Below are 18,772 nucleotides of genomic sequence, written 5' to 3'. Positions count from 1 at the left end.
CTTTCTATCTCTACTTGGTGGTCCTCGTCTTCGGTGTGGCAGCGGATTTGATCCCACTCAGCACGTGAGACGCGTCGACGACGGTCCCCTCAGGCCGAGTAGGCCGGGTCCCGCGACTGTCCCTTAGCGTCGGTCACTTGACATCGGAGCCTGCGCGGCGGTCCGTCATCGCGCACACTGGTGACGCGCATCCAACGGCTATGGAGGAACGGTGCCGGAATTGAGCCCTGTGGCCGAATTCGACTTCATCATCGTTGGCGCGGGCAGCGCGGGCTGTCTGCTCGCCAATCGGCTCAGCGCCAACCCTGACCACCGTGTGCTCTTGGTCGAGGCCGGCGGCAAAGACAACTGGTTCTGGATCAAGGTGCCAGTCGGCTATCTGTTCACAATCGCCAATCCCCGCACCGACTGGTGCTTCACCACTGAGCCCGACCCGGGTCTGGCCGGGCGCAGCATCATCTACGCGCGGGGCCGCGTCATCGGCGGATGCTCATCGATCAACGCCATGATCCACATGCGCGGGCAGGCAAGCGATTACGAACTGTGGGCGCAAGCGACCGGTGACGAGCGGTGGCTCTGGGGCAGCCCAGACCGCACCGGCCAGACGTTGGCCATCTACAAGGAGCTGGAAGACTACTTCGGCGGAGCCGACGAATGGCACGGCGCCGGTGGCGAGATCAGGGTCGAGCGGCCGCGGGTGCGCTGGAAGATTCTGGACGCCTGGCAGGCCGCCGCTGCCGAATTCGGCATCGCCGCGATCGAGGAGTTCAACCGCGGCGACAACTCCGGCAGTGCCTACTTCCATGTCACTCAACGGCGTGGCCGACGCTGGTCGATGGCCGATGCGTTCCTCCACCCCATCTCCCATCGACCCAATCTCACCGTCTACACCCAAGCCCAGGCGCTACAGCTGCTGATGGACGACCACGTCCGCGACGGTCAACGTCGCGGTGCGTGGACCACGGCGCAGCACCGCGCCACTGGGGTGCGGCTGCTCAAGGACGGCCAAATCGTCGACGTTCGGGCCCGCCGTGAAGTCATCCTGAGTGCCGGAGCCATCGGCTCGCCTCATCTGATGCAGGTCTCGGGTTTGGGTCCGGCCGGGCTGCTCACCCAGCATCAGGTGCCGGTGGCCGTCGATCTGCCAGGTGTGGGTGACAACCTTCAGGACCATCTACAGCTTCGAACCGTCTACCGCATCCGCGGCGCGCGCACCGTCAACACGCTCTACCGGAATTGGATCACCCGCGCGGGCATGGGAATTCAGTACCTGCTGCTGCGATCAGGACCCATGACCATGCCACCGTCCACACTGGGAGCGTTCGCCAAGAGCGACCCCGCACTGGCCAGCCCGGATCTGGAGTGGCATGTCCAGCCGTTGTCTCTGCCGAAGTTCGGCGAACCTCTACACCCCTTCGGGGCCATCACTCCGTCGGTGTGCAATCTCCGCCCGACCTCGCGTGGCCATGTGCGCATTGCCGACGCGAATCCGCTGACCAGCCCGAAGATCTTCTGCAATTATCTGTCCACCGACGCGGATCGCAAGATCGCCGTGCGCGGTCTGCGGATGACGCGGCAGATCATGTCGTCCCCGGCGTTGGCTCGATACTCCCCGGAAGAGATGCTTCCCGGCCCGCAACTGGTCAGCGACGACGACCTGCAGCAGGCCGCTAGTGAACTGGGCACCACCATCTTCCACCCGGTGGGCACCTGTGCGATGGGTGCCTTTGACGCACACGGCTTGCCGCAGTCGCCCTCCACAGTGCTCGACACCGACTTCCGCGTGTACCGCGTCGCCGGCCTTCGAGTGGCTGATGCTTCCGCGATGCCCACCATCACTTCTGGCAACACCAACGCGCCAGTCATGCTCATCGCCGAGCGCGCGGCGCGGGCGATCCTGGACTGAGTCCGGGCTGGCCGGCGGCCCACGACGCCAGGAGCGCTAGACCGTCAGCGGTCGGCGTGCCCGCGGGCGCGGTATAGACGGTGAGGTGCAGGCCGGGTTCCGCGGGCAGTTCCAGGGACTCGACGTCCAAGTCGAGCTGGCCGACGATCGGATGGTGCAGTCGCTTGCGGCCGGACCGGTGCAGCCGCACGTCCTGAGATGCCCATCGCTGCCGGAATAGCTCACTGCAGGTTGACAGTTCGCCGACCAGGGTGATCAGCTCCTCGTCATGCGGATTGCGGCCGGCTTCCATGCGTAGCTTGGCGGCCATGTCAGCGGCGATCTGGTCGTAGTCGACGAAGAATTCTCTGGCCGCCTCGGGGGCGAGATAGACGAACCGCGCCGCGTTCGCGGGCCGTCGCGGGTCGGCCAGCACTGGTGAAAACAGCGCGCGGGCAAGTTGATTCGCGGCAAGCACGTCATAACGTCCGCTACAGATCCAGGCCGGTGCATCAGAGATGGCGTCGAGCACCTGCCGCAATGTCGACCGCACCGTCACGGCACGCCTGCGCCGGCGTGGGCCGCCGCCCGACCCGGATTGGCGAGCGAGGTGGAACAGGTGATCGCGCTCGGCTTCGTCGAGCTGCAAGGCAGAGGCCAACGCGTTGAGGACGCCGTCGGAGGCACCAGCGAGGCTGCCGCGTTCCATGCGCACGTAGTAGTCCACTGAAACCCCCGCCAGGAGTGCGACCTCCTCGCGACGCAGACCTTTGACCCGACGATTGCCGCCGTACGCGGGCAGCCCCGCCTGCTCGGGGGCAATGCGGGCGCGACGTGAGCTGAGAAACTCGCGGATGTCGGAGCGCAGATCCACCGGGGCCATCCCCCAACCGTAAGCCCGTCGCGGGGTTCCAGGGAGGCACTGCGGGTGCCCCCACGCCTAGGTACCCGACGCGGTCGTCGCGATGCCGCCGTCTACCGGGATGACGGTGCCCGTGAGGTAGGACCCAGCACGGCTGGCAAGGAACACGGCGGTACCCGCCATGTCGTCGTCGCGGCCGAGCCGGCGCAGCGGGGCCGCCGCCACGATCGTGTCACCGATGGCATCGAGCGTCGACGCCATCATCTGCGACGGGAACGGTCCAGGTGCCACCGCGTTCACCGTGACGTGCTGTGGGCCCAGCTCTCTGGCCAGCACCCTGGTGAGTTGGTGGAGCGCCGCTTTGCTGCTGGCGTACGAGTAGTTGGGTGACTGCGCGACGTGGATGGCGGCGATACTGCCGACGTTGATGATCCGTGCGGGATCATCGGCGGTACCCGCCCTGCGCAGTGCTGGGAGCAGCGCCTGCACCAGCCAGAACGGCGACTTGAGGTTGAGGTCGAGCACTGCGTCCCAGGCCTCGTCCGGGAATGTCGCCAGCGGCTCGCGCCACATCGCTCCCGCGTTGTTGACGAGGATGTCCAGGCGACCCGAGTCTACCGTCACGAGATCAGCGAGCCGCTGACACTCGTCGTGCCTGGACAGGTCGGCGGGGATTGCTTCGACGCTGCCGAATTCGGACAGCAGATGCTGCGCCTCGGCGCACGCGTCCGCCTTGCGTGAGCTTATGACGACGTGGGCGCCCGCCTGGAGAAGGCCGCGCGCGATCATCATCCCGATGCCCCTGGTACCCCCAGTGACAAGAGCGTACTTCCCACTCAGATCGAATAGCTTTGTGTGAGTGGTGAATTGGTTGTTCGCCATTGGTCTCCGTCTTCTCTGTGGCGGCGTGGGCCGCCAACTCAGCCAGAGTGACAGGCGTTGTGGACGTCTGGAAGGCACTGGTGATACAGGTACTGCGCGAGCTACCCGTGTCTGGTGTTCTGCCAACTGCTGTGATAATCCCCTTCTGCGCAATCATTTTCGTGATCGCCCAGCTCTGGATTGCGGACCCAGCTTCTCACCTCACTGCGCGCAGACGCCTCCATCGACCGGAACCGTGTGTCCGGTGACGTATCTGGCCTCGTCGGACAGCAGCCAGACGACAGAATCAGCGATCTCTTCGGGCTGGCCAATCCGTCCCATCGGGACGAATGAAGCGAAGCTATGCGGATCGCCTCCGGTTCCCCTTGCCAGCAGCGCAGTATCCACCGGACCCGGGCCCACTGCATTGACCCGGATGCCTAGCTGGGCGTAGTCCAGGGCCGCCGATTTGGTCATGCCGGTGACCGCGTGCTTTGTGGCCGAATACAACGACCAACCGGGGTAGCCGTTGAGCCCGAAGATTGACGAGGTGTTCACAATCGAGCCGCGGCCCGTCCTGAGCATTTCCCCGATCTCGTACTTCATGCAATAGAAGACGCCCTTGATGTTCACGTCGAACAGCAACGACGCCTTTTCGACGTCTTGGTCGTGGAGGGGCACCTGCTCGCCGTCCGCCCCGGCGTTGTTGAAAGCCAGGTCCAGCCGCCCGAACTCCTTGACAGCCCGCTCGACCAGAGCCTTCACGTCCTCGGGCTTACTCACATCGGTCATCTGATAGATCGCAACCCCGCCGGCCTCCTCGATGGCCCGCACGACTTCTTCGCCGAGCTTGGCCCCGCGATTGCCGATGACAAGCGAGGCGCCGGCGCTGGCCATCGCTAAGGCGGTTGCCCTGCCGATGCCTGCCCCACCGCCGGTCACGATTGCGACTTTGTTGGCCAAGGATGCCATGTCAGCGCCTCCTTGTGGTCGTGGATCTCAGGTGCTGACGCCACACTGTGTCGGGGCGCGCGACGTTGGGCGTTCACTAATCGCCATAGATGTGCATGGCCAAACCGTCATCCGCGTCCAGCGTCGTATTGCACCTCCACACCGCGTCAACGCATTTGGTTTTGCTGACCACGAGCGGCGCGACGCGGACGTGTTCGCATCGAGCGGACTGCCATGCTTGGAACACCACGATGGCATGCCCACGTCAGAAGTGTTTTCTCGCAATGGAATTCCGAGGAAGGATACAACGATGGAGTTCATCTTCCACGACCAGGCGTTCAAATTCGAGACGCTGCGCGCGGCCGGGTTCGCTGCCGACGCCGGAGCGGACATCGGCGAGGTCATCGTCACCACCAGCCGGATTCCCGACGGTGACGAGGATGCGTGGACGGCGGCGTGGAAGGCTACCGCTGAACGCACGGCCCGGCGGGGCCATGACTCGCTGGACGTGGGCGACTCGGTGAGTGCCCGCGAGGCGTTCTTCCGCGCCTCGAGCTACTACCGCTGCGCAGAGTTCTACCGCCGCAAAGATCCCCTCAATGATCCTCAGGTCCTCGAATTGTCCCGGCTCTCCAAGGAATACCTCGTCAAGGCTGCCGAATTGCTCGACGGGCCGTTCTCGGAGGTGCAGATCCCCTTCGAAGGCGGCTCGCTGCCGGGCTATCTTTTCCTGGTTGACGACAGCGGCACCCCCCGCCCAACGGTCATCTACACCAACGGCTTCGACTCCACCCGCGAGGAGGGCTACTTCGTCATCGGCGCCGCAGCGTTGCGCCGCGGGTACAACTTCCTCGCCTACGACGGGCCGGGGCAGGGCTGGAAGATCCGGGAGGAGAAAGTGCCCTACCGCCCTGACTGGGAAAACGTTTTGGGCCCGGTCGTGGACTATGCGTTGAGCGTCCCGGAGATCGACGACGCGAAAATCGTTCAATTCGGCTACAGCCTCGGCGGATATTTGGTGTCGCGCTACGCGGCGCACGATCACCGCTCGGCGGCGCTTGTGTGCAACGACGGAATGACGACGTTCTACGCCTCCTATCCGCCGATCCCCGCCGACATCTTGAACCTGATCGAAGAGAGGCGTGACGACGAAGCACTGCCCTTGTTCGAAGCGATGATCAAAGACGACACCAACGCGCGCTGGGGATTGCAGAACGGTATGTGGGTCAACGGCGTTGCGAATTTCGCCGAGTACGTCCGCAGCACCCGCGACTACACACTCACCGATCAGGACATCGCGAGCATCCAGACACCGGTGCTGCTGCTAGAAGGCGAGGATGACTCGGTGTTCGCCGGGCAGGCTTCGAAGGTCGCCGCGGGGTTGAAGGCGCCTCACGAGCACGTCATCATGTCCAGCGCCGAAGGTGCGGGCGCACACTGCCACGAGGGCGCGATGCTTCTGTTGCACCAGACCGTCTTCAACTTCCTTGCCAAGACCCTGCGTTAGACCATGCTCGATAGCGCCGCCCGTCACTCGAAAAGTGAAGCTGAAGGTGTTGAGGGAGAATGGCACGCATGCGAGCCGCCGCGGTGGTCTGGGTACCGCGGGCTGGCATGCCTGCATGAGAGGCACCGCGGCGATGCCCGCGCACACCCGGATGCCACCGAGCGTGCTGTGGATCTGCCTTGCATGTATGACGGCCGACGGCTACGACGTGGTCTCCTACGGCGCTGTCCTGCCCATGATGCTCGCCGACTCAGACTGGGGTCTGACGGTGCCACAGGCCGGCCTGCTTGGCAGTCTCACGCCGGTCGGGATGCTGGTCGGGGCGATGGTCGTGGGGCTGCTCACCGACATCGTCGGTCGCCGGCGATTGGTGGTGGCCAGCGTCACCATCTTCTCGCTGGCCATGGTCCTGTGTGCGATTGCGCCCGGCGTGATTCCGTTCGGGATCGGGCGGGTGCTGGTCGGGTTCGGGGTTGGCGGGGTCGTGCCGTCGATCGCGGCGCTGGTGTTCGAGTACTCCTCGCCGCACAAGCGCAATGTGCATACCGGATTGGTCTTCGCCGGCATCGGCGTCGGGGGTGCGGCTGCAGCGCTGGTAGGTGCAACGCTGGTCCCGGCGTTCGGGTTCCGCATGGAGTTCGTGGTGGGCGGCCTCGCCGCGCTGGTGATCGTGCCGCTGGCCGTGGCCTTCCTGCCCGAGTCCCTCGCCCACCTGCGCGCCGCCGGGCGCGAGGCCGAAGCGCGACGATGGGCCGCACGGCTCGGCATCGCCCCCGAGGCCGGACCGGCGTCACAATCCACGGGGGCCGCGGTGGCCGGCAGGTTTGTCGCTCTGTTCACCGGCGGACGCGCCCTGATGACCGTGTTGTTCTGGATGATCGCGTTCGCGTCACTGCTGGTGCTGTTCGGGATCTTTACCTGGTTGCCGCATCTCATGCGCTCCACCGGCTACGAGCTGGGCTCGGCGTTGATGTTTCTGATGGTGCTCAACATGGGCGCCGCCGTGGGGCCGTTGCTTGTCGGCCGAGTGGCGGATCGGGTCGGCTCGAAGGCAGCCATCGCGGGATCGTTCCTGCTCGCCGTCGTCGGGATCGCGGTGCTCAGCTATCGGCTGCCGACGCCGTTGCTGTACGCGGCGGTCGTGGTGGCGGGAATCGGAACCGTCGGCGCGCAAACGCTCGTCAACGTGTTCATCGCCAGCCGGTACCCGGTGCAGATCCGGGCCACCGCTATCGGTGCCGCGTTGTCTGTCGGCAGGCTCGGCGCGATCATCGGCCCGCTTTACGGCAGCCTGCTGCTGTCCGCCGAGTTAGGACTGCAGGTGCTGTTCGCGGCCTTCGCTGCACCCGCCTTGATCGGCGCGGTCCTGGTGATATTGATGCCTACGCGGCGCATGGCGACAGACCGCATGGCGGTTGCCACTCCCCCTGCGAGCAGCGGCTGACGGCGCAGACCGGATTCCACTTCAGAACACCAGCGCCGCAACACCTTTGGAGTTTCCGTCCGGGCGCCGCGAGGACGTCCTTCCGGTCACGATCCTCCGTGGCGGCATATGAACGGACTATTTAGTCCGTTAAGGCGACCTTTTGCTTTGAGCTGTCCACTGAGCGCTGGCGGACCGAAAGTGATCGCCTAGCTTCATGAAAGCTTCGACAAGACAGCCGATTTCGCCACTACGCCATCGGCGCTCCGACTGCGCGATGTAAGTTCCCGTTGCCGGATCGGTTGCGTCATCGCTACATACTGGCTCAGCGGTGGACGCCATGAAGGCCCCGAATATTGCCTTTGCATGTGAATTGAGTGGCTTCTCACATGACATTAATCGGTGTCGGCGATCCGCGTAACATCGTCAATATGATTGCAACAGACCGGCTTTCCGAAACTGAATCCACTGACGCCGAGGCGTTTGGCCGTCGGATGCTCGGCGTTTTGAACGACGCGGCCGTTGCGCTGCTGCTCAGCATCGGCCATCAGACCGGTCTGTTCGACTGTATGGCCAACCTTGCGTCGGCTACCAGTGCTGAAATCGCCTCGGCTGCAGGACTTGATGAGCGCTATGTGCGTGAATGGCTGGGCGGAATGGTTTGTGCGTCGATCGTTGACTATGACTCGACGACGCATACCTATCATCTGCCAGCCGATCATGCACCGGCGTTGACGCGGGCTGGCGGCACCGACAATGTCGCCAAGATGACCCAGTACATCGCCCTTCTCGGCGAGGTCGAACAGCGCATCGTCGGCTGCTTTCGCAATGGAGGCGGTTTGTCGTACAACGCGTTTCCGCGCTTTCACGCGGTACGCGCTGAAGCGAGCGGTGAGGTGTTCGATGCTGCGCTGGTCGGTACGATTCTGCCGTTGGTCAACGGGCTGACGCAACGACTGCGCGGGGGTATCGACGTCGCCGATTTCGGTTGCGGTCAAGGACATGCCATCAATGTGATGGCCCGGGAGTTTCCGGCGAGTAGGTTCACCGGTTACGACTTCTCCGAGGAGACCATAGCCGCGGCGCGGGCGGAAGCGGATGCGTTGGGCTTGTCCAACACGACGTTTCATGTGCGCGATCTCGCTGTGCCGGCTGCTTCGGAGGCATTTGACGCCATCGTGGTGTTTGATGCGATTCATGACCAGGTCCACCCTGACAAGGTGCTTGCGAATATTTATCGTGAGCTGCGGGCCGGTGGTGATCTGCTGGTGGTCGACATCAAGGCGTCATCGGATCTTGCGCAGAACCGTCGGGTTCCGTGGGCTTCCTGGCTATACACGGTGTCGACGATGCATTGCATGACGGTTTCGTTATCGGCCGGTGGGACAGGGCTGGGCACGGTGTGGGGCCAGGAGTTGGCCACCGCCATGCTGGCCGACGCCGGCTTCGCCGAGGTGGACATCGCGCAGGTCGACAGCGACCCGTTCAACAACTACTACATCGCCCGCAAGTGAGGTGATGACGTCCCGTCACCTGTGCCGGTCAGGATCGGTGCTGCAGCTCCCCTGCCGGCTGCTCCTTGGCGTCTCACGACGCCGAGGTACGTACCGCGCCGCGCAGCCATTCCACGATCGCCTCGGTCGAGGCGCCCGGCATGAACAGCTCCGCGACGCCAACGGCTTTGAGTTTGGGAACGTCCTCGCGCGGAATGATGCCTCCGCCAAAGACGAGAATGTCCGCGGCGTCGTGTTCGCGCAGCAGCTCGACGATCCGCGGGAACAGGGTCATGTGCGCTCCGGACAGGATCGACACGCCGACGGCGTCGGCGTCCTCCTGGATTGCCGCCTGCACGATCTGTTCAGGCGTCTGATGCAGCCCGGTGTAGATGACCTCGACGCCCGCGTCGCGCAGCGCCCGCGCGACGATCTTGACACCGCGATCGTGACCGTCGAGGCCGGCCTTGGCAACGACCACGCGGATGGTGCCCCGCCCAATGTTGTTGTCGGTCATCAGAACCGCGGGGTTTCCGTCCACTCGCCCCACAGGTCGCGGAGCGCACCGCAGATCTCCCCGAGCGTCGCCTCGGCGCGCACCGCCTCCAGCATCGGGGGGATCAGATTGTCGTCGCCCTTCGCGGTCTCGACCACCGCCGCGAGTGCCGCGCGCACGCGGCCGTCGTCGCGCCCGGCGCGCCGCTCGACGAGGACTCGGCACTGCTCGCGTTCGACGCCCGCGCTGATGCGGAGGATGTCCAGATCGTCGTCGTCCGGCTCGACGGCGCTGTTGACGCCGACGATCTTCTTCGTGCCCTTTTCCAGCGCTTGCTGATAGGCGAAGGCGGCCTCTGCGATTTCCCCTGTGAACCAGCCGTTTTCGATTCCGCGCAGGACGCCGCCGAGCATCGTGCCATCGTCGCCCATCTCGCGGATGCGCTCGAAGATCGCCTCGGCCTGCCGCTCCATCTCGTCGGTGAGCGCTTCGACGTACCACGACCCGCCGAGCGGGTCCACCACGTTGGCCGCCCCGGTCTCGTCGGCGATCACCTGCTGGGTGCGCAGCGCGATGCGCGCGGCCCGCTCGGACGGCAGCGCGAGCACTTCATCGAGCGCGTTGGTGTGCAGTGAGTTGGTCCCGCCGAGGACGGCGGCGAGCGCCTCGATCGCAGTGCGGACCACGTTGTTGTCCGGCTGCTGGGCGGTCAGCGAGACACCAGCGGTCTGCGTGTGGAAGCGCAGCCATTGGGCGCGTTCGGTTTTGGCGCCGTAGACGTCGCGCATCCAGCGTGCCCAGATCCGCCGCGCGGCACGGAATTTGGCGATCTCCTCGAAGAAGTCCACGTGCGCGTCGAAGAAAAAGCTCAGCCCGGGCGCAAAGACATCGACGTCGAGCCCGCGCGAGCGGCCTAGTTCGACATAGGCGAAGCCGTCCGCCAGGGTGAACGCGAGCTCCTGTGCCGCGGTCGCGCCGGCTTCCCTGATGTGATAGCCGGACACCGACAACGGCTTGTAGCGCGGGATCTCCGCGGCGCACCACTCGATCAGGTCGGCGATCAGGCGCAGATGCGGCGCGGGCGGGAACAGCCATTCCTTCTGCGCGATGTACTCCTTGAAGATGTCGGTCTGAAGGGTGCCGTCGAGGTTGGCATGGGCGACCCCTTGGCGCTCGGCCGCGACGACCCACATGCAGAAGATCGGCACCGCCGGGCCGCTGATCGTCATCGACGTCGTGACGTCGCCGAGCGGTATCCCGTCGAACAGCACGTCCATATCGGCGGCCGAGTCGACGGCAACCCCGCAGTGCCCCACCTCACCACGCGAGCGCGGATCGTCGGAGTCGCGGCCCATCAGGGTCGGCATGTCGAATGCGACAGACAACCCGGTGCCGCCGCCGGCGAGGATCAGCTTGTACCGCTCGTTGGTCTGCGTGGCGTTGCCGAACCCGGCGAACTGGCGGATCGTCCAGGGCTTGCCGCGGTAGCCGGTCGGGTAAAGGCCGCGGGTGAACGGATACTGCCCTGGCCATCCGATCCGCTCGAAGCCGGGGACGACCGCACAGTCGTCCGGCCCGTACACGGGCTCGACCTCGACACCGGAGAGGGTCGTGAAGTCGGCGTCCCGCTTGCGCGCGGCCTCGAAGCGCGCGCGCCAGCGATCCCGGCCGACTGACACCGGTTCGTCCCCTGTGGGGGCCTGACGAAGGTCGCTTCTGGGCATCAGCGCAACACCTCCACGGGTGATTCTGCCGCCTAAATGCTGGGCGCACCATGATTACCCTGCAAAGTCGTGGGATCGCGGGAGAGAAACAGCAACGTGTGCTGCGCTCGCGGAACACACTGGAGTTCATGAGCGGAGGACACGGGAAGCTCGAGCGAGCCATCATCGACGCCACAGAGAAGGAACCGGGCACCTTGATCCCGGTGTTGGAGATCGCCCGCGACCACGGGTACGACATCAGCAAGCGCGCGACCCGGCAGTCCTGGCATCGGGCCGCGCACTGCCTGGAGGCTCAGGGCGAGATCGCAGGAAGGTGGGTGTTCCCGCGGTCGCCCGATCGCGAGGTCATGACGCTGCGTGACCACATGCTGTGTGTGGGCACGCATGTCGATCGGCGCGAGGTGCGTAAGGCTGCGGCCGAGCGCTGCGGCGAACTGATCAACGATGACCGGGGGCGGCCCGCCAGCCAGAAGTCCCTCACGCTCTCCGAAGCCGAGTTCGTCATGCGGATGATCGAGAGGGGCCGCTGGAAGGTGGCCGACAGGCGCACCGGCAAGCCGGTGGACCACCACGCGGCCTGGCTGGCCTCGATTCGGGGCCGCCCGGTTGAACGGCCCGCGCGGCCCCAACCGTCGATGACCGCGGCGCCGTTGAGTTGGGGCACAACAGCATTCACTCGCCAACCGGGGTGACGAATTCTGCGTCGATTCTTGGGGGGTAGCGAACTCATTTGCGACCGGATCAGACCGCGAATGACACGCCGCGGCGGCGACTGAACAGGAACAGCGCCAGCATGACGACGCAGAGGAATGCCGCCCACAGCACCCCTACAGTTGCGACTTGGTTGGTTTGGCCGTTGATCCACTGGTGATACATCGACACGGACAGCACCTCGTTGCCGGGGCTGGCGAGTAGGACGGACATGGACAACTCCTTGCTGGCCATGAGGAAGATGAAGATCCAGCCCGCCACCAGGGCAGGCCGGGCGATCGGAAGCACGACGCGGCGGAACGTGGTCCAGTGGCGCGCTCCCCCGACTTCCGCTGCTTCTTCCAGTGACCGGTGGATCTGAATCATCCCGGCCGTGGCGTAACGCATTCCGAACGGAAGATAACGCGTGGTATAGCCGATGAGAAGGATCCATAGCGTGGCGTAGATCGGCAGAGGTACCGAAAGATAGAACGCCGCCAGCGAAAAACCAAGGATCACACCAGGAATGACGAGTGGGGTCATCGCGAACTGGTCGAAGAACTGACCGCCAGGCGCGCGCAGCCGCAGGCTCAGGAAAACGCCGACTGCGGCGATCGCCGTCACCGCCGTGGCCGACACCGTACCGACGACGATGGTGTTCATCACGGACGGAAGGAACGTCGCCTGCTCGAACATCTGGCGATAGTTGTCGAGGGTGACCTCGGCCAGCCCCGACAGCGACGGAGCGTGGTAGTACGTGACGAGCGAGGCCCAGACGATGATGACCATCGGGGCAATGAGCGCGAACACCCCGAAGACGGCGATCGCGGCGGTGCCGACCCATCGTTTGTTGCCGAGGTCGATGGTGCGGGGTTGGGTCGGTTTGCCGGTGACGGTGGCGAATGCGTCGGCGCGCCGGTTGAGCCGGTTCGCGAAGTACAGGAGCACCACGACGGCCAGCATCAGCAGCACCGCGTAGGCGCCAGCCGTTCCGTAGTCCGGTGGAAAGCGTTGGGAGTCAAGAAAAATCATGGTGGTCATGACGTGGATGCCGCCGGGCAGCCCGACGAGGGCGGGGATTTCGAACGATTCGAGGATCCGGATGAGGATGAGCAGCCCGACACCGAGAATCCCCGGCAGTGCCAACGGGCCGGTCACCCGTAACAGGGTCTGGAAATGCCCCGCGCCCGAAGTGGCGGCGGCCTCCTCGAGTGAAGCATCGATGGTCCTGAGAACGGCACCAATGAACAGGAAGGCCAGCGGCACGGCGATCAATGCCTCGACGATGATCATGGCGGTCAGCGAGTTCGCCCCGATCGTGAAGCCGACGTGCCGAGTGACCGAGTTGATGGGCCCGTCGGGGCCGAGCAGCATGATCCACGCGATTGCGTAGAGAATGTAGGGAACCGACAGCGAGATGAGCATCATCAGGCGGCAGAGGCCACCGCCGGGCGCATTTGTACGTTCCACCATCCAGGCCAGTCCGCCCCCGATGATGAGGGCCAGCAGGGTGGAACCGATTGTCGTCACCGCAGTATTGATCAACGTCTGCGTCAGCCCACCCTGGTTGGCAAGGGCGGCGAAATTGCCCAGTGTGGGCTCACCGGGTTCGCCGAGCGGGGTCACCGTGGTGAAGCTGCGAATCACGATGCTGATCAGTGGCGGCACGACGAGCGCCGCCACTGCGATCGTGAGGACGCTGAGCGGTAGTGCGCCCGATCGCCGAGGTCGTGGCGCCCGGATCTTGCGTTCCAGCTGTGGGCGTTCGTCGGGATCGCGCTCCAGGACCAGGGTTGACTCCATGGGCGGGGTGGTCGTCACGTCAACTCCTCGGCGATCATCGGTCCTATTTGTTGACGAATAGCTGCTCGTAGAGGTCCGTCCACTTGTTGGTCTGGTCGAAGGCTTGATCGGGGTTGGTGTATTGCGCCTTGAACCCGCCTTGGGCCGGCTTCAAACTCGCGATCATCGCGTCGACCTCCGGCCGTGCGGGGATTCCTCCCCCGGCCTGGATCACACGTTGACCCTCTTCCGAGAACATGAAGTCAAGGAACAGCATCGCCATATGCGGGTGCGGTGGCGCCTTGGTCAGTGAGATCCGCGACAGCTGCGCGGTGACGGGTTCCAGCGCCACCCAATCCACCGGTGCGCCTTTGGCTTTACTCGCCTCCACCTGGTCGTTGAACACTTCGAGGGCAATGGGAACCTGCCCACTGGCCACCTGGTCGAGTACTGCGCGACCGGAGGAATTCGTGTTGCGAATGTCCTGGGAGGCGAGCTTCTGCAGGTACGACGTCGCCTTGTCTTGACCCCAGGCGCTGATGAGGTTGCCGATGAACAGCGGGCCGCCGGAGGTGGGACTGGTGCTCCACGCCATCTTGCCCTTCCAGCGAGGGTCGAGCAGATCTTCGTATGTTTTTGGCACATCGGTCGGACTGACCTGTTTGGTGTTGTAAGCCAGCACCATGAAGTACTGCAGCTCCGAGCCCCAGTACCCGTCGGGGTCCTTCAGATTGTCCGAATAGCTCGCCAGTTCCGGAGAGGTGAACGGCTGCAGCACATTTCCCTGTTTCAGCAGCGAGGCGGTTCCGGTTCCGTCGACGAGGTCGACCGTGTGTTTCTGTGCCTGGTACTCCTGCAGCGCCTTCTGCGCGACGTCAGTCGAATTACCCCGATACAGCTCGATGTTGGCGAACGGGTACTTCCTCTTGAACGCGTCGATGAGGGGGTTGGCGAGCTGATCCGGGATCATCGTGGTGTACCACAACAGATTCCCTTCCTGCTTGGCGCCGTCGAGGAGCTTCTGCGCACGATCGCTGCCGGTGTACATCGCTACCTCGGCGCTGCCGTTGTCGACCGTGCGACTCGAGCCGCACGCGGCCACCGCCAGGGCCAGGACGGCGACCAGCAGCAGCCGTAACAACGATCGCGCACCGGTTGTCAGATCTCGCATGGCGCTCCTCACGTGTCGAGCCCGACCAGTTGACTTGGATTCTTGACCGCCGCAATGTGAATGCTGGCCGCATCCAGGCCGGCATCGAACAACGCGCCCAGATGCATCCGCAGCAAGTCCGACGGTGACGGATTGCTCCCCCCGAAGAAGTCGCTCGTCAACACCATGCGCGACGCACCGACCTCACCGATGAGCTTCACCACTTCCGCGGGGTCGCGGCGACCCGGCGCGATGGTCGGCCAACAAATCTCGAGAAAGGCGCCGAGGCCCGCGGCCTCGATCGCGGCGTCGGACGGCGCCCCCACCGAACCCGACAACGGGTGCCCGAACATCAGCCGTTCGAAGCCAATCGCATTTGCTTCGCGGGCAATCGCCAGTGATTCCTGCCAGGACACATGCCCGGTGCTCAGCACGACATCGAATTGCTTTGCCAGCCGCAGTATCTCGTGAGCGTCGTCGGTGAGCCTGCCGTCGGGGCCGGTCACCGTGAGCCGGGCGAGTCGTTCACCGTCGAAGTGGTCGAACGTGGCGCTGAGGCGTCGGCCGAAACCGTGCCGTTCATGATCGTTGCGCGCGCCCCACGTCGGCATGAACACCACTTTGGCCCCCATCGCGACGGCGGCTTCGACAGCCCATGGGTCGAGACCGCCGGCCAGCGGATTGAGTGTGATGCTGCTGAACACCTCGACGGGTCCTTGATACAACTGCGACAGGAACGGTGTCGCTGTCGTCGTGGGCCACAGGTGCGACTTGAGAACCACGCCACGCATTCCCGCCGCCTCGGCGCGCGGCAGCCACTCCCATTCCGGCAGCGCCTTGCGAAACGACGTCTGCGAGAACTCCATGTCGATGTGGCAGTGGAGATCCACCACTCCACGGACGAGGTCGTCATAAACCGTATGCACGATGCCGCCTTCCCGTCAGTGCATGACCGTGCCACCGTCGACCACGAGGGTCTGGCCGGTGATGAAATCGCTGTCTGGGGACAGAAAGAAGCTCACGGCTCCGACGAGGTCGGCCGGCACCTGCACGCGGGGCAGCGCACGGTCGGCGATACGCGCCTTACGGTGCTCGATCACCGACTCATCGGGTGACTCTTCACTCAGAGTGCTGCCCGGCGCAACGCAATTCACGGTGACGCCCAGGGCGCCGACCTCGCGGGCCAGCGTCTTGGTCAACCCGAGAATCGCCGCCTTCGACGACACGTAATGGATTCGGCTGGCCGAGCCCTTCAGCGCGGTCCCCGAGCTGATGTTGACGATCTTGCCGTAGCCGTTTGCCTTCATGTTGGCCAGCGCCGCACGCGACATCTGCCAGGTCCCGCGGATGTTGACGCGCAGCATCAGATCCCACTCGTCCAACGGGATGTCGTCATAGGGAGCGCGCGACATCGGCACCACCGAGAACACCGCCGCGTTGTTGACAAGCCCTGTGATGGAACCAAACTCGTCGACGGTCGCCTCGACGAGGCCGGCGACGTCCGCCTCGTCGGAGACGTCCGCGCGGTATGCCAGCGCCCTGCCGCCGCTGCCCACCAACTCCTTGGCCTTCGCCTCGGCCGCGGCGGCATCCAGATCGGCGATCACCACGTTCCAACCGTCGCGTACCAATCGGTCGGCGTACGCCGCGCCGATTCCGTGCGCCGCGCCGGTGATGATCACTGTCCGGTTCTGCTGCGTCATGCCGCTCCTTCAATCCGTCTTTTGTTGCTGCTCAAAGGGTTACCGTCACCGACTGTTCGCGTCCGTAGCTCAACAACTCATCGATCGAGCTCTCTTTGCCGATCCCGCTGGTCTTGAAGCCGCCGAAAGGTGCGCCGGCAGGACGCTTTCCCGTGCCGTTGACCGAGATGTAGCCCGACTCGATCCGGCGCGCTGTGCGCAACGCCATGGCGATGTCGCGGGTCCAGACGTTTCCGGTCAGCCCCACGTCGAGGCTGTTCACCTCGGCGATCATCTGTTCGTAATCGCGCCAGCGCAGCACACAGACGACCGGTCCGAAGATCTCTTCACGTGCGATGCGCATGCGCATCGTGACATCGGCGAACACCGTGGGCTCCAGGAAGAACCCGGTGTCCAGACCCGCCGGGCGGCCGCCGCCGGACACCAGGCGGGCGCCCTCTGCGACACCGCCCGCGATCAACGACATCACCTTCTCGTAGTGCTCCCGAAAGGCGAGCGGGCCCATATCGGTGCTGGGGTCCAACGGGTCCCCGACGCGCAGTCGGCCCACCTTGTCCGCCAGCGCCGCGACGAACTCGTCGTATACATCCTCATGCGCGAACACCCGCGAGGCAGAACCGCAGGACTGCCCCATCGACCGCGCGAAATTCATCGCGGCCACCGACGCCGCGGCCGCCTGCGGCACGTCCACGTCCGGGAAGACGATCATCGGGTTCTTCCCACCCAACTCCAGGCTGACGTGCTTGATCGTCGCGGCGCCTGCCTGCGCGATCCGTGCGCCGGTCGCGACGCTGCCGGTGAATGCCACGCGTGGAACGTCGGGGTGCGCGACCAACGCCTCGCCGGCCCGCCGACCGGTCCCCGTGATCACGTTGATGACACCTGGCGGGAACAGTTCGCGGACCAATTCCGCCAACCGCAACGCCGACAGTGAGGTCTGCTCCCCCGGCTTGGCCACGACGGGGCAGCCCGCGGCCAGCGCCGCGGCGACCTTACCGGCGATGAACTTGATCGGATGGTTGAACGGAACGATCCGGGCCACAACGGAATACGGGACGAACTCGGTATACGTGAGGGCGTCGGGGCCGCTCGGGAACGTTCGCCCCTTGGTCTCCCCGGCCAGTCCCGCGAAATAGCGGATTTCGGCGGCCGCGCTCAGCACATCGGCGCGCATGCTCTTCACCGGCAACCCGGCGTCCACGGCGTCGAGCACCGCCAACTCGTCGGCGTGGTCGCTGAGCACGTCGGCATACCGGTTCAAGATCTGCGCACGTGTGGACCACGGGGTCTCACTCCATGCGGTGGAAGCCCCCCGTGCTGCCCGAACTGCTCGGTCGACGTCCTCCGGGGTCGCGTCGGGAATCTCTCCGATCGCCTGTTCGGTGGCCGGGTTGATCGACGGCAGCGTGGCCGAGTCCGAGGCCTTGACGATCTCACCGTCGATCAACATGCCGCGGAAAGGAACAGGGGCGTTCGCCTCGTCATGCATTCGTAGCCATCTCCGATCTGTCAGCGCTCGCGGAAGGCGGTGAGGACACGTGGGCCGCAGGTCAATGTGACGGCCGTCGCTTCCAGGGCGGTGGTGTGGCAGCCGTCACGGCAAAGGAACTTACCATTCCAATGACTGTTGGTCTAACCATCGGGCCGATAAATTTCCGCGCCATAGAGACGGCGCTCCCCCAGTCAGGCGTCGGGTCGTCGAGCAGCTGCGGCGGTTGTGGGCCGAGTTCCTAGACGTTCTCCGGCGTCACGAGCTGGGTCACGGCGTACGTGATCTGTCCGGCCGAATGTGGTTCGGGCGCATCGGAGTCAACGAACACGACCAACGTGGCGTCCCGCTCAGGAAGGTAGACGTCCAACCCGCATTGTTGGTAGCGCTAGCTCGGCTCCGGCACCTGAGCTTGCCACCGCGCCCGACGGTGCTCGTCGGTCTGTTCCCACCACGGCGGCGTTCCGCGCTCCCCTAACGCGACTTTCGCCGCGTTCACGCCTGCCCTAGCCGTCGATTCCTCCGGAGTTCCCTTGGTGCGGCGCACCTCTCGGCGCCAGGCCATGAGGATCCTGACGAGTTCTGCCCGACGCTCCTCGGGTATCGCGGGGTCGGTCGCGCGCCACCGCCGACCGTCGATGACGGTGTAGCGCCCGTCATCGGCGGTCGCGGGTTCGCTCATCCGCCGATCGTAGGCGGCCGGATCCTGATATGTTTCCGCTGTGAAAAATCCTCACAGAGACCTATGCAAGGTGC

At 64.9% G+C, this 18,772-nt stretch carries 16 protein-coding genes; 5 read left to right on the top strand and 11 right to left on the bottom strand.

The features are described from left to right. Positions 1 to 220 precede the first annotated feature (220 nt). The gene (locus C1A30_RS04180; protein ID WP_200828190.1) at positions 221 to 1,906 is read left to right on the top strand and encodes a GMC family oxidoreductase; all 1,686 of its coding nucleotides are present in this window, start codon (positions 221 to 223) and stop codon (positions 1,904 to 1,906) included. Here C1A30_RS04180 and C1A30_RS04175 read toward each other — a convergent pair. The 3 genes from C1A30_RS04175 to C1A30_RS04165 all read right to left on the bottom strand — a co-directional run bounded on the left by C1A30_RS04175 (position 1,869) and on the right by C1A30_RS04165 (position 4,580). Beyond that, positions 1,869 to 2,768, bottom strand: a complete 900-nt coding sequence (locus C1A30_RS04175; protein ID WP_101946990.1) for a helix-turn-helix transcriptional regulator — start codon at positions 2,766 to 2,768, stop codon at positions 1,869 to 1,871. The two genes, C1A30_RS04180 and C1A30_RS04175, sit on opposite strands and share 38 nt — an antisense overlap. A gap of 57 nt (positions 2,769 to 2,825) precedes the next feature. Continuing rightward, the gene (locus tag C1A30_RS04170) at positions 2,826 to 3,629 is read right to left on the bottom strand and encodes an SDR family oxidoreductase (RefSeq protein ID WP_101946989.1); all 804 of its coding nucleotides are present in this window, start codon (positions 3,627 to 3,629) and stop codon (positions 2,826 to 2,828) included. 201 nt (positions 3,630 to 3,830) lie between these two features. Further along, positions 3,831 to 4,580 carry a glucose 1-dehydrogenase gene (locus C1A30_RS04165; RefSeq protein WP_101946988.1) on the bottom strand — a complete coding sequence of 250 codons (750 nt, stop codon included), beginning with the start codon at positions 4,578 to 4,580 and terminating at the stop codon, positions 3,831 to 3,833. Between the two features lie 31 nt (positions 4,581 to 4,611). Here C1A30_RS04165 and C1A30_RS04160 point away from each other — a divergent pair, with 31 nt between their 5' ends. From C1A30_RS04160 to C1A30_RS04150, 3 genes are all read left to right on the top strand, one after another. Beyond that, complete coding sequence (locus tag C1A30_RS04160) at positions 4,612 to 6,066, top strand: S9 family peptidase (RefSeq protein WP_235009640.1); 1,455 nt, start codon at positions 4,612 to 4,614, stop codon at positions 6,064 to 6,066. Between the two features lie 115 nt (positions 6,067 to 6,181). Then, on the top strand, positions 6,182 to 7,510 hold the full coding sequence (locus C1A30_RS04155) for an MFS transporter (protein WP_142392546.1): 1,329 nt from the start codon (positions 6,182 to 6,184) through the stop codon (positions 7,508 to 7,510). A 410-nt stretch (positions 7,511 to 7,920) separates the two neighbouring features. Beyond that, a complete protein-coding gene (locus tag C1A30_RS04150; RefSeq protein ID WP_101947622.1) occupies positions 7,921 to 9,003 on the top strand; it encodes a methyltransferase domain-containing protein in 1,083 nt (360 codons plus the stop codon). Positions 9,004 to 9,076: 73 nt separating this feature from the next. Here the strand turns inward: C1A30_RS04150 and C1A30_RS04145 are convergent, their stop codons facing one another. Continuing rightward, positions 9,077 to 9,499, bottom strand: a complete 423-nt coding sequence (locus C1A30_RS04145; RefSeq protein WP_101947621.1) for a cobalamin B12-binding domain-containing protein — start codon at positions 9,497 to 9,499, stop codon at positions 9,077 to 9,079. Continuing rightward, entirely contained in the window at positions 9,499 to 11,202 is a 1,704-nt protein-coding gene (locus tag C1A30_RS04140) for a methylmalonyl-CoA mutase (RefSeq protein WP_101946985.1), read from the bottom strand. The genes C1A30_RS04145 and C1A30_RS04140 overlap by 1 nt, the downstream gene beginning before the upstream one ends. 128 nt (positions 11,203 to 11,330) lie before the next feature. On the opposite strand from C1A30_RS04140, the gene C1A30_RS04135 reads away from it, so the two are divergent. Beyond that, positions 11,331 to 11,894: a hypothetical protein gene (locus C1A30_RS04135; RefSeq protein WP_142392545.1), complete on the top strand. Its 564-nt coding sequence runs from the start codon at positions 11,331 to 11,333 to the stop codon at positions 11,892 to 11,894. 49 nt (positions 11,895 to 11,943) lie between these two features. Here C1A30_RS04135 and C1A30_RS04130 read toward each other — a convergent pair whose 3' ends face one another. From C1A30_RS04130 to C1A30_RS04100, 6 genes are all read right to left on the bottom strand, one after another. Beyond that, on the bottom strand, positions 11,944 to 13,713 hold the full coding sequence (locus C1A30_RS04130; RefSeq protein WP_142392544.1) for an iron ABC transporter permease: 1,770 nt from the start codon (positions 13,711 to 13,713) through the stop codon (positions 11,944 to 11,946). A gap of 25 nt (positions 13,714 to 13,738) precedes the next feature. Next, positions 13,739 to 14,845 carry an ABC transporter substrate-binding protein gene (locus C1A30_RS04125; protein ID WP_101946982.1) on the bottom strand — a complete coding sequence of 369 codons (1,107 nt, stop codon included), beginning with the start codon at positions 14,843 to 14,845 and terminating at the stop codon, positions 13,739 to 13,741. A gap of 8 nt (positions 14,846 to 14,853) precedes the next feature. Beyond that, on the bottom strand, positions 14,854 to 15,750 hold the full coding sequence (locus C1A30_RS04120) for a DUF6282 family protein (RefSeq protein WP_142392543.1): 897 nt from the start codon (positions 15,748 to 15,750) through the stop codon (positions 14,854 to 14,856). 15 nt (positions 15,751 to 15,765) lie between these two features. Then, positions 15,766 to 16,527: an SDR family NAD(P)-dependent oxidoreductase gene (locus C1A30_RS04115; RefSeq protein ID WP_101946980.1), complete on the bottom strand. Its 762-nt coding sequence runs from the start codon at positions 16,525 to 16,527 to the stop codon at positions 15,766 to 15,768. 31 nt (positions 16,528 to 16,558) lie between these two features. Next, positions 16,559 to 18,016, bottom strand: a complete 1,458-nt coding sequence (locus tag C1A30_RS04110; protein WP_101946979.1) for an aldehyde dehydrogenase family protein — start codon at positions 18,014 to 18,016, stop codon at positions 16,559 to 16,561. Positions 18,017 to 18,404: 388 nt separating this feature from the next. Continuing rightward, a complete protein-coding gene (locus C1A30_RS04100) occupies positions 18,405 to 18,698 on the bottom strand; it encodes a hypothetical protein (protein ID WP_101946978.1) in 294 nt (97 codons plus the stop codon). Positions 18,699 to 18,772 lie beyond the last annotated feature (74 nt).

It is taken from the genome of Mycobacterium sp. 3519A (assembly GCF_900240945.1).
GTDB lineage: Bacteria > Actinomycetota > Actinomycetes > Mycobacteriales > Mycobacteriaceae > Mycobacterium.
Note: the sequence above shows the minus strand (reverse complement) of the source record. Positions and strands in the feature narration are given on the sequence as shown.

What these genes read in the sequence shown, in the direction of transcription:
- C1A30_RS04125 (WP_101946982.1), bottom strand. Translation starts at nt 14,845, where the DNA reads ATGCGAGATCTGACAACCGGTGCGCGATCGTTGTTACGGCTGCTGCTG.
- C1A30_RS04175 (WP_101946990.1), bottom strand. Translation starts at nt 2,768, where the DNA reads ATGGCCCCGGTGGATCTGCGCTCCGACATCCGCGAGTTTCTCAGCTCA.
- C1A30_RS04100 (WP_101946978.1), bottom strand. Translation starts at nt 18,698, where the DNA reads ATGAGCGAACCCGCGACCGCCGATGACGGGCGCTACACCGTCATCGAC.
- C1A30_RS04155 (WP_142392546.1), top strand. Translation starts at nt 6,182, where the DNA reads ATGAGAGGCACCGCGGCGATGCCCGCGCACACCCGGATGCCACCGAGC.
- C1A30_RS04145 (WP_101947621.1), bottom strand. Translation starts at nt 9,499, where the DNA reads ATGACCGACAACAACATTGGGCGGGGCACCATCCGCGTGGTCGTTGCC.
- C1A30_RS04110 (WP_101946979.1), bottom strand. Translation starts at nt 18,016, where the DNA reads ATGCATGACGAGGCGAACGCCCCTGTTCCTTTCCGCGGCATGTTGATC.
- C1A30_RS04165 (WP_101946988.1), bottom strand. Translation starts at nt 4,580, where the DNA reads ATGGCATCCTTGGCCAACAAAGTCGCAATCGTGACCGGCGGTGGGGCA.
- C1A30_RS04170 (WP_101946989.1), bottom strand. Translation starts at nt 3,629, where the DNA reads ATGGCGAACAACCAATTCACCACTCACACAAAGCTATTCGATCTGAGT.
- C1A30_RS04150 (WP_101947622.1), top strand. Translation starts at nt 7,921, where the DNA reads ATGATTGCAACAGACCGGCTTTCCGAAACTGAATCCACTGACGCCGAG.
- C1A30_RS04115 (WP_101946980.1), bottom strand. Translation starts at nt 16,527, where the DNA reads ATGACGCAGCAGAACCGGACAGTGATCATCACCGGCGCGGCGCACGGA.
- C1A30_RS04135 (WP_142392545.1), top strand. Translation starts at nt 11,331, where the DNA reads ATGAGCGGAGGACACGGGAAGCTCGAGCGAGCCATCATCGACGCCACA.
- C1A30_RS04140 (WP_101946985.1), bottom strand. Translation starts at nt 11,202, where the DNA reads ATGCCCAGAAGCGACCTTCGTCAGGCCCCCACAGGGGACGAACCGGTG.